Below are 10,085 nucleotides of genomic sequence, written 5' to 3'. Positions count from 1 at the left end.
GTGGTATTACGATCATGGCATACGCCGGAATTTGCGGAAATACAAATAATCTGGCTAGTAATAGTATTGCGATATTTCATACGCGCTCTTTTCAGTCTATAACTTCTACCGTTCAGGGTAAAACATGTCAGGTTACAACTCCTGTGTCAAATACGGCTCCGGTTGTAAATGCAGGAAGCGATTATATAATACCTCTTAATACACCATTTAAATTAACAGGCTCAGCTACGGATGCACAGTCAAATCCACTTACTTACTGCTGGGAACAAAATGATACAGGACCATCCGGAAACTGGAACGCTCCCACTGGCAATGCTCCTTTATTCAGATCGTTTTTAYCAACTACCGTTCCTTACAGATATTTTCCTAAGATTCAAGATGTACTGAGCAATACGGTCGTAAAAGGCGAGTTTTGGCCAAACTATGCAAGATCAATGGAATTTAGATTAACAGTAAGAGATAATAACGCTGGTTGTGGTGGTGTTGCTAATGATGATGTTGCCATTACTGTTGATGGTACTTCTGGTCCGTTCAGAGTAACTTCACCTTCTACAGCGGTAAATTGGTCGGGCAACAGTATGCAAACAGTAACCTGGAATGTTGCAAATACAACTGCTGCACCTGTAAGTTGTGCAAATGTTAGCATTTTACTTTCTACAGACGGAGGTCTTACTTATCCGATTACAATTTTAGCTTCTACGCCAAATGACGGTTCAGAAGTAATTACTGTTCCAAACATCAATACCTCACAGGCAAGAATCATGGTTGCGAGTGTAGGAAACGTTTTCTATCATATCAATCCTGCAACTTTCAGTATTACTCAGACATTAGGCGTGAATGAAATTACTCAGGATGAAGACGTATTTGTGATATATCCTAATCCAAGTAAAGGAATATTAAACATTAAGTTTGCACAGCAGAGCGGTGCTCATGACATCAGTGTATATGATTTGAGTGGTAAATTAGTCTTTAGAAAAATGAATGATAAAGCTGATAAAGATAAAATTGCTACGTATAATTTGTCTAACCTGGTAAAAGGAGAATATTTAATTAGTATTAAATCTAAAACTATCGACAAAACGATAAAATGGATTAAAGAATAACAAAATCAGAATACAATAAATTAATAGAAAGAGAGGCATTTGCTTCTCTTTTTTTTGTAAATTTTCGTAAAATTTTTTATGAAAAAGTTAACTCCGTTTTTACTGATAATTTTTTCCGGATTTTTTTTCGGACAAAATATTGAGTCTGTAAAAAAGACTGTTCAGAATATCAATCAAACCAAAAATTTTAAAATTAAAACAGTTCCTTATTCTTATTTTATGGATAAATCTGAAGTCACAGACAATGGAATTGAATTAAAAGGATTTTATAAAAACGGAAAACTCAGAAAAATGGAGCACTTCGTGGGTTTATCGGCATGGAATATCATTACAGAATATTATTTTTCCGAAAATGGTAAACTGGTTTTCGTGCATTCAAAAAAACTTCAGACAGTCGGTGAAAACGGGTATCTGGAAAAACCTCAACTTTTAACAGAATTGAGATGCTATTATGAAAATGATAAACTTATAAAAACTACAGGAATATTTAATGGTGGCGAGAAAATAGACTATCAAAAAGAATCTCAAAATCTTAAAAATGATTTGAAAAAATATAATTAATTAAAGCATAAAAACTCAAACTCATTAACTCTAAAACGCTCCGACTCAAAAAACCTTTAAAACGCTCCAACTTATTTCCTTACCTTTGCAGACTAAATTTATCATTCATGCAACTCGGAAAAACCCAGACTTTAAAAATTTCAGAAAAAAACAATTCAGGATGGATGCTTGAATCAGAAACAGGCGAAACCGCTTTTATGTCTAAAGTTTTCATTCGTGAAGAAAAAGAAATTGGTGACGAGATCGAAGTTTTTGTGTATCAGGATGATAACAAACTGAAGGCAACTACCGAAATTCCTTTAGCTGAAGTGGGCGAGTTTGCCGTGATGAGCTGTGTGCAAAGCCTTCCAAGCGGAGCCTTTATGGATTGGGGAATCATCAAAGATCTTTTTATTCCGTACAAGCAGCAAAAAACAAAAATCATTGAAGGCAAAAGATATCTGGTTTATCTTTATGTGGATGAAGACCTGGAATTGATTACCGGAACTACAAAATTTAAAAGAAATCCGCAATACACAGATTTGCCTTTTAAAAAAGGAGATAAAGTAGATTTAATGATGATGAATGAAAGCGAGCTGGGCTGGAATGTGGTGGTCAACAAAAAGTACATCGGCCTGGTTTACACTTCTGATGTTTATAAAAAACTATATCCGCTTTCAGAGGAAGAAGGGTATATTAAAACCATTCGTGAAGATGGTAAAATAGATGTGTCGCTGCAGCCTGAAGGTTTTGAAAATATTGACGAGTTCAAACAAAAAATTCTTAATAAACTGGAAGAAAACTTTGGTTTATTGCATCTTTCAGATAAATCTTCACCCGAAGAAATTAAAGATGAATTGCAGATGAGCAAAAAGAACTTCAAAAAAGCTTTAGGAGGATTGTATAAAGATAAAATTGTAGATATTTTAGATGATAAAATCAGGTTGATATAGAACCTTCTCCAAAATAAAACTGAAAGTCTGAACAAAATGTTCAGACTTTTTTTATGATAATTATCACAAGAAATTCCTTAATTATTTTGTTTAACAATTTTGTCAAAACAAATGTTTGATATATCTTTGCACAAAATTGTTTAACAAAAATGTCAAAACAAGAAAAAAAAGACCAAACCCAGGAGTTGATCAAGCAGACTGCAAAGAATTTATTCTTCGTGCAGGGTAAGTTTGATGCCACAACACAGGAAATAGCAGACGAAGCAGGTGTAAACAGAACACTTATCAACTATTATTTCAGATCAAGAGATAACCTTATTCAGATTATTTTTGATGATGCACAGAAAGTAGAAAAAGAAAAATCGGAAATCATTATGAATTCTGATCTTCCTTTCAAAGAAAAAATATCGCAGTTTATTGAAGGTAGCCTTTCTACAAGTCTTCAGTATCCTTACCTGGAAACTTACATAGTTTCGCAGATCAATAAAGGAAACTGCCGAAAAAAAGATATCGAAACCGAAGATCTTGAAAAATTGTATAAAGACATCGAAGCAGAAATGGAATTAGGCAACATCGAAAAGATGAAACCTGTACATTTTATCTTGAATATGATTGCCTTACTTATTTTCCCCAGCGCAATCCGCCCTTTGTTTATGGAAAACATGAATGTCACAGACAAAGAGTTCGACGAGCTGATTTCAGAAAGAAAAGAGATTATTTTAAATATGCTTTTTAAGAAATAATTAATAAATCTTAAAGTAATTTAAAAATTGAATCGTCCTTTAGGAATAAAAGATTTAAACAACGAATACAAAAAAATAAACGAAGTATAAAATTATGAACAGAAAACGTATAACTGCTAAAAAGCTCAAAATTGGTGTAGCTGCAGCATTTATGATGTTGGCCTCTTCATCAGCTTATGCGCAGCAGCAGATTTCTCTGCAGGAAGCCATCAAACAGGCGCTGCAAAACAAAGCTGAAGCTAAAAAAGCGGCTTTGCAGATTAAAAAAGCAGAGTACAAAATTGATGAAGCAAGATCAGGAGCTCTGCCACAAATTGGTGCAACTGCAGGTGTTACTTACAATCCTGTAATTCAGGAGTCATTACTTGAGTTTGGAGGCGAAAGAATCCGTGCTCAGTTGGGACAGGCTTGGCAATCGCAGGCTGTAGTTACTTTAAATCAGACTATTTTTGATCAAAGAGTTTTTACAGGTCTTAAAGCAGCAAAATCTACCAGAGAATTTTATGTTTTAAATGCCCAATTGACTAACGAACAGATTATTGAAAACGTAGCAACAGCTTATTACCAGGTTTTTGTACAGGAAGAAAATCTTAAAACTCTGAATGTAAGTTACGCCAATACCGAAAAAGTAAGAAACGTAATCAAGAGTTTGGTAGATAACGGTTTGGCGAAAGGAATCGATTTAGACCGTACCAATGTACAGTTGACAAACATCAGCTCAAGCAGACAACAATTGGTGAATGCAGTGGAACTTTCAAAAAATTCTCTTAAGTTTTATATGGGTGTTCCTATTGAAACTGAAATTGAGTTAGAAGAAAAAGCAATCGAGCCTCAACCTCAGCTTTTAGCCGAAACGGTAAATCTTGACGGGCGTTCTGAGCTTAAAGTTTTACAGAAAAACAGAGAGCTTTTGGTGTATAACAAGAAAGCTACCGAAGCTTATCTTTATCCTACCGTTGCATTGCAAGCAAACTACGGTTGGGCAGGAATGGGTAAAAAATTCCCTTTAACAAATGGTTTGAATAACGGTGTTCTTTGGAGCGACTATTCTGCGATTGGTTTAAATATCAACATTCCGATTTTTACGGGAGGTGCTACAAAATCAAAAATTCAGCAGGCTGAAATCGATATTCAGGATCTGGATCAGGATATCCAAAATACACAGCTTCAGTTAAGTTTAGAATATAAAAATGCAGTGACCAATATTGAAAATTCATTGATCAATATTGAAAGCATGAAAAATAACGTAACCCTTGCCGAAAAAGTACAGAAGGACACACAATCAAACTATCAGTACGGTTTAGCAACACTTACGGAAGTTTTAGATTCTGAAAACGCTCTTACAGATGCAAAGCAGAATTACACAACGGCATTATTAGATTACAAACAGGCTGAAATTAAATTAATAAAAGCTAAAGGCGAGCTTAATACTTTACAAAACCCTTAAGAACATGAAATCGTTATGGATTGTATTAAAAAAAAATACTGAATATGTGGCGATTACATTTGACCTTTAAAATAATAAATAACTYCAAATGAAAAAAACTTTAATATATATCATCGTAGCCGCTGTACTTGTTGGTTTGGCAGCTTGGAAAATTGCAGACAATAAAAAGAAGCAGGATACCGAAGTAAAAGAAGTAGCAAAACAGGTTGACAAGATCAATGTGAATGTTATCACAGCTTCAAGAGAAAATATAGACACCGATTATACCGCAAACGGAACATTTATCCCGAAGCAGGAATCTAATCAGTCTTCAGAAATTTCAGGACGTATCGTGAGTGTTTTGGTAAAAGAAGGTTCAAAAGTTGGTGCAGGTCAGGTTTTGGCAACTATCAAAAAAGATGCGATCGAAGTTGACGTTACTCAGGCTCAGAATAACTTGCAAAATGCAATCATTGATAACCAGCGTTATGAGAATGCCTTTAAAACAGGAGGTGTTACAAAACAACAGTTAGATAACTCAAGATTACAGCTAAAAAATGCTCAGGCTGCAGTAAGAGCTCAAGGTGTAAAAGTAAATGATACAAGCATCAGAGCCGGAATCAGCGGGATTATCAACAAAAAAATGGTTGAGCCGGGAATGGTAGTTTCTCCGGGAACTGCTTTATTCGAAATCGTAAATATCAATAGCTTAAAACTTTCTGTTTTGGTGGATGAAAGCCAGATCGGAAGAATCCAGTTAGGTCAGGAAGTCGCAATTAATGTAAATGTGTTACCAAACGATTCTTTCAGCGGAAGAATTACGTTTATTGCTCCAAAAAGTGATGCGTCTCTAAATTTCCCTGTAGAAATTGAAGTTCAGAACAGAGGAAACCTGAAAGCAGGGATGTATGCAACAGCTACATTTAAAACTAACAACGGCGCAGAAACTCAGAATATGTTGACCGTTCCTGCAGAAGCTTTCGTAAACGGGGTAAGTTCAGGACAATTATTTATCGTAAACAACGGAACTGCTAAAATGATTAAAGTACAGACCGGAAAGGTTTATGGAGATAAAGTTCAGATCTTAAGCGGATTAAACGGAGGTGAACAGGTAATTACAAGCGGACAGATCAATCTTGATAACGGTTCAAAAATCAATATCGTAAAGTAACAGCAGATGAAGTTAGCAGAAATATCCATTAAAAGACCGTCCCTCGTTATCGTATTGTTTACGATTCTTACGTTAGGAGGTTTATTAAGCTACTCCATGATGGGGTACGAGTTGATTCCGAAGTTTGAAACCAATATGGTAACCATTTCTACGGTTTATCCGGGAGCTTCACCTTCAGAGGTGGAAACTTCGGTGACCCGAAAAATTGAAGATGCTGTAGGTTCTTTGGAAAACGTTAAAAAAGTAGAATCTTCATCTTACGAAAGTTTATCGGTAATCATGGTTCAGCTGAATACAGGAGCCGATGTAAATTACGCTTTGAATGATGCACAGAGAAAGGTAAATGCTATTTTGGCAGACCTTCCGGAAGATGCAGATCCGCCATCACTTCAAAAATTCTCATTAGACGATCTACCGATCATGACGATGAGTATTACCAGTAATAAGCTGAATAATAAAGAGCTGTATGATCTTTTAGATAAAAAAATTGAGCCAATTTTTTCACGTGTAAATGGTGTAGCGCAGGTTGACCTTGTTGGTGGACAGGAAAGAGAAATTCAGGTAAATTTAGATGAAAAGAAAATGCAGGGTTACGGCATCGCAATCGCAGATGTACAACAGGCAATTCTTTCTTCAAACTTAGATTTCCCGACGGGAGCTTTGAAAACAAGAACGTCAAGATCTACAATCAGGCTTTCAGGAAAGTACAGAGATGTAGCAGAGATGAATAACCTTGTGGTTTCTAATAAAGACGGAGCGCAGGTTCGTCTTTCAGATATTGCCACAGTTTTTGATACCCAGAAAGATGTTGAGAAAGTAGCGAGATTCAACCAGAATCCTACTATTTTGATGCAGGTAAAAAAGCAGTCTGATGCCAATGCAGTATCGGTTTCAGAATCTGTTCAGAAAACGATTGAGCAGGTTCAGAAAGATTATAAAGTACAGGATATTAAGGTGAATATCGTAGATGATTCCACAGACTTTACATTGGAAGCAGCCGATCACGTAATTTTCGATTTATTCTTGGCGATTATTCTTGTTGCGATTGTAATGCTATTGTTCCTTCACAACATTAGAAATGCATTTATTGTAATGGTTTCTATTCCGGTTTCATTGATTGCAACGGTAATCGGAATGTATCTGATGGGATATACGTTGAACTTAATGAGTTTGCTTGGTCTGTCACTCGTTGTAGGTATTCTTGTAGATGATGCGATTGTGGTACTGGAAAATGTTTACCGTCACATGGAGATGGGGAAAAGCAGAATACGCGCAGCGTATGACGGAGCTTCGGAGATCGGATTTACCGTAACGGCAATTACATTGGTAATTGTGGTGGTATTTTTACCAATTGCGATGAGTTCTGGTTTGGTTTCTGATATCTTGGCGCAGTTCTGTGTAACCGTAGTTATTGCAACGATGTTATCATTATTGGCTTCATTTACGATCATTCCTTGGTTGTCTTCAAGATATGGTAAATTGGTACATCTTTCAGGTAAAAATCCTTTTGAGAAATTTATTCTTTGGTTTGAAAAACAATTAGAGAAATTCACACATTGGATTACAGGAATTTTGGAGTGGGCTTTAAAATCAACTTTAAGAAGAATAATGACGGTTGTTGTAACTTTCATTATCCTAATTGCTTCATTTATGTTGGTAGCATTCGGATTTATAGGTGGTGAATTCTTCCCTAAAATGGATAGAGGCCAGTTCCTTGTTCAGATGGAATTACCAAAAGATGCTTCTGTAGAAAAAACCAATCAGTTGACTTTAGAGGTTGAAAAATACCTTAGAAATGATAAAGATGTTGTTGATATGATTACAACAGTTGGTCAGCAATCATCAGGTTTTGGTGGTGCGCAGGCAACTTTGTATCAGTCAGAAATTCAGGTAATTTTAGTTGATAAAGCTGAACGTAACGAAAGTACAGATATTAAATCAGCTAAAATCAAGAGAGCTTTAGAAGAAAAATTCACCGGGGTTGAGTTTAAAACAGCACCGATCGGATTGATGGGAGCAGATGCTGCGCCAATCGAAATGGTAGTAACCGCTCAGGATAACGAAACAGCAAACAAAGAAGCAAACAGAATTTTAGAACTACTTAAAAAAGTTCCTGGATCTGTAGATGCTGAATTATCAACCGACACAGGAAATCCTGAAGTTCAGGTGAATATCGACAGAGATAAAATGGCTTCTTTAGGTTTAAATCTTTCAAGTGTAGGTCAGACAATGCAGACTGCATTCTCTGGAAACACAGACGGAAAATTCAGAGCCGGAGAATACGAATACGATATCAACATACGTTTTGGTGACGCCAACAGACAGTCTATTGACGATGTAAGAAATCTGATGTTTACAAATGCTCAAGGCGAACAAATCAGACTAAGCCAGTTTGCAGAAGTGAAAATGGGTTCAGGGCCAAGTTTATTGGAACGTAGAGACAAAGCGCCTTCTGTAAAGGTTAAATCTAAAGTGGTAGGTCGTCCTGTAGGAGATGTTGCCAACGAATGGGCAGCCAAATTTATGGATAACGAAAAAACAAAACCTGCCGGTGTAACCTACATTTGGAGTGGTGATATGGAAAACCAGACCGAAGGTTTCGGTACTTTAGGAATTGCATTATTGGCAGCTATTGTATTGGTTTACTTGGTAATGGTTTCATTGTATGACTCATTTGTATATCCATTTGTGGTATTGTTCTCAATTCCTTTGGCGTTGATCGGGGTAATGGTCATTCTGGCGATCACCGGAAATTCATTAAACATCTTTACGATGCTCGGTATGATCATGTTGATTGGTTTGGTGGCGAAAAATGCGATTATGATTGTGGATTTCGCAAATATGAGAAAAGCAGCAGGAGCAACTACGCATGATGCTTTGATTCAGGCGAATCACGCCCGTCTTCGTCCGATTTTGATGACAACGATTGCGATGATCTTCGGTATGATCCCGATTGCGATTGCAAAAGGAGCAGGAGCGGAGATGAATAATGGTCTTGCATGGGTAATTATCGGTGGTTTAACATCGTCATTATTCCTTACCTTGATTATTGTACCGGTTGTTTATTCATTATTCGATTCTATTTTGAGAAGAATGGGTAAACACGAAAAACCTGACTATGAAGCTGAAATGAAAGCCGATTACGAACACAGAGAACTAAGTGAAGACGGATTCACCCCGAAACACATAGATTAATATAACAACCTTTAATTAACCAAAAACCGCATCAATACTGATGCGGTTTTTTTTATGTCATTGCGATGAGCGAAGCGAAGAAGCAATCTCAAGGAACATAAATGCTCATTTGCTGAGTGAAACGCCTTTGCGATCGAAAAATATTCTCAATAATTTAAATAAAACTTAGCGTTCTTTGCGTTAAATTCAATAGGTATTCGAGATGTCATGCTGAGCTTGTCGAAGCATCTAGTAATATATCCAACAAAAAAAGCCTCCGGAAAACCGAAAGCTCATCATTCATTTTTCATGCAGAAAATTAGTCTGCCATCACTTCACCAGACTTTCTGTAGATAAAATTTCCATAGATATGTCTTCTTGCAAAGCGGCTTGGTGAATCTGCATTCACCATTTTGATATAGGTATTTCTTGGAACACCGATATATTCAAACATTTTTCCGTTCAGGTGCTGAACTTTCAAAATTGATTTTTCAAGATAGAAATCCGTAATGATCGATGTAGTAATCGTTTCGGTATATTCTTCTTTATATTTTTCCTGAGTTTCAGGGTTGATGCTTACCAGAAAATGATAGGCTTCAATCACAGACTTGCTTTTTTCTTCTGCAGCCAGTTTCCCTTCTTCATCGTTTACAAATTTATCAGGATGCGTATCTTTCATCACATTTCTGTAAATTGTTTTTAAATCTTTCAAAGTAGCAGTATTATCTACCTCAAGAAGCTTTCTGTAATCACCTATTTTTTTCATAACGTACAATCCTTATTTCGGGTTGCAAAATTAAGGTTTTAAATTGGAATAACCGTAAGTTTTTGATTATTAATTTGTTTTATAATTAACTGGGTTTAATAATTAATATGTATTATCTTCTTCTTCATCCTCATCATCAGTAATTTTGCTTTCTAAAAATTCTGTAATCCATTGTGAAATTTTATCCTCATTTTGTTTCTCTTCCATTT

At 36.0% G+C, this 10,085-nt stretch carries 8 protein-coding genes; 7 read left to right on the top strand and 1 reads right to left on the bottom strand.

Translation table 11 applies throughout. The features are described from left to right. From AB4Y90_RS10805 to AB4Y90_RS10775, 7 genes are all read left to right on the top strand, one after another. Positions 1-1,103, top strand: a 1,103-nt coding sequence (locus AB4Y90_RS10805) for a T9SS type A sorting domain-containing protein (RefSeq protein ID WP_441557549.1), incomplete at its 5' end; no start/stop codon positions are given. 78 nt (positions 1,104-1,181) lie between these two features. Continuing rightward, positions 1,182-1,664, top strand: a complete 483-nt coding sequence (locus tag AB4Y90_RS10800) for a hypothetical protein (protein WP_441557548.1) — start codon at positions 1,182-1,184, stop codon at positions 1,662-1,664. A 107-nt stretch (positions 1,665-1,771) separates the two neighbouring features. After that, entirely contained in the window at positions 1,772-2,596 is an 825-nt protein-coding gene (locus AB4Y90_RS10795) for a CvfB family protein (protein WP_441557547.1), read from the top strand. 149 nt (positions 2,597-2,745) lie between these two features. Beyond that, positions 2,746-3,339, top strand: coding sequence for a TetR/AcrR family transcriptional regulator (locus AB4Y90_RS10790; RefSeq protein WP_441557545.1), 594 nt, complete (start codon positions 2,746-2,748; stop codon positions 3,337-3,339). A 94-nt stretch (positions 3,340-3,433) separates the two neighbouring features. Further along, positions 3,434-4,786, top strand: coding sequence for a TolC family protein (locus AB4Y90_RS10785; RefSeq protein WP_441557544.1), 1,353 nt, complete (start codon positions 3,434-3,436; stop codon positions 4,784-4,786). An 88-nt stretch (positions 4,787-4,874) separates the two neighbouring features. Further along, complete coding sequence (locus AB4Y90_RS10780; RefSeq protein WP_441557543.1) at positions 4,875-5,936, top strand: efflux RND transporter periplasmic adaptor subunit; 1,062 nt, start codon at positions 4,875-4,877, stop codon at positions 5,934-5,936. A gap of 6 nt (positions 5,937-5,942) precedes the next feature. Further along, on the top strand, positions 5,943-9,131 hold the full coding sequence (locus AB4Y90_RS10775; RefSeq protein WP_441557542.1) for an efflux RND transporter permease subunit: 3,189 nt from the start codon (positions 5,943-5,945) through the stop codon (positions 9,129-9,131). 298 nt (positions 9,132-9,429) lie between these two features. Here the strand turns inward: AB4Y90_RS10775 and AB4Y90_RS10770 are convergent, their stop codons facing one another. After that, positions 9,430-9,876, bottom strand: coding sequence for a KTSC domain-containing protein (locus AB4Y90_RS10770; RefSeq protein ID WP_441557540.1), 447 nt, complete (start codon positions 9,874-9,876; stop codon positions 9,430-9,432). Positions 9,877-10,085: the final 209 nt, after the last annotated feature.

The sequence above is a fragment of the Chryseobacterium sp. 2TAF14 genome (assembly GCF_052115105.1).
Lineage (GTDB): Bacteria > Bacteroidota > Bacteroidia > Flavobacteriales > Weeksellaceae > Chryseobacterium.
This window is presented reverse-complemented; position numbering and strand designations above follow the sequence as displayed.

Excerpts from the sequence above, each read along its gene's own strand:
- AB4Y90_RS10800 (WP_441557548.1), top strand. The coding sequence starts at position 1,182 with ATGAAAAAGTTAACTCCGTTTTTACTGATAATTTTTTCCGGATTTTTT.
- AB4Y90_RS10795 (WP_441557547.1), top strand. The coding sequence starts at position 1,772 with ATGCAACTCGGAAAAACCCAGACTTTAAAAATTTCAGAAAAAAACAAT.
- AB4Y90_RS10790 (WP_441557545.1), top strand. The coding sequence starts at position 2,746 with ATGTCAAAACAAGAAAAAAAAGACCAAACCCAGGAGTTGATCAAGCAG.
- AB4Y90_RS10785 (WP_441557544.1), top strand. The coding sequence starts at position 3,434 with ATGAACAGAAAACGTATAACTGCTAAAAAGCTCAAAATTGGTGTAGCT.
- AB4Y90_RS10780 (WP_441557543.1), top strand. The coding sequence starts at position 4,875 with ATGAAAAAAACTTTAATATATATCATCGTAGCCGCTGTACTTGTTGGT.
- AB4Y90_RS10775 (WP_441557542.1), top strand. The coding sequence starts at position 5,943 with ATGAAGTTAGCAGAAATATCCATTAAAAGACCGTCCCTCGTTATCGTA.
- AB4Y90_RS10770 (WP_441557540.1), bottom strand. The coding sequence starts at position 9,876 with ATGAAAAAAATAGGTGATTACAGAAAGCTTCTTGAGGTAGATAATACT.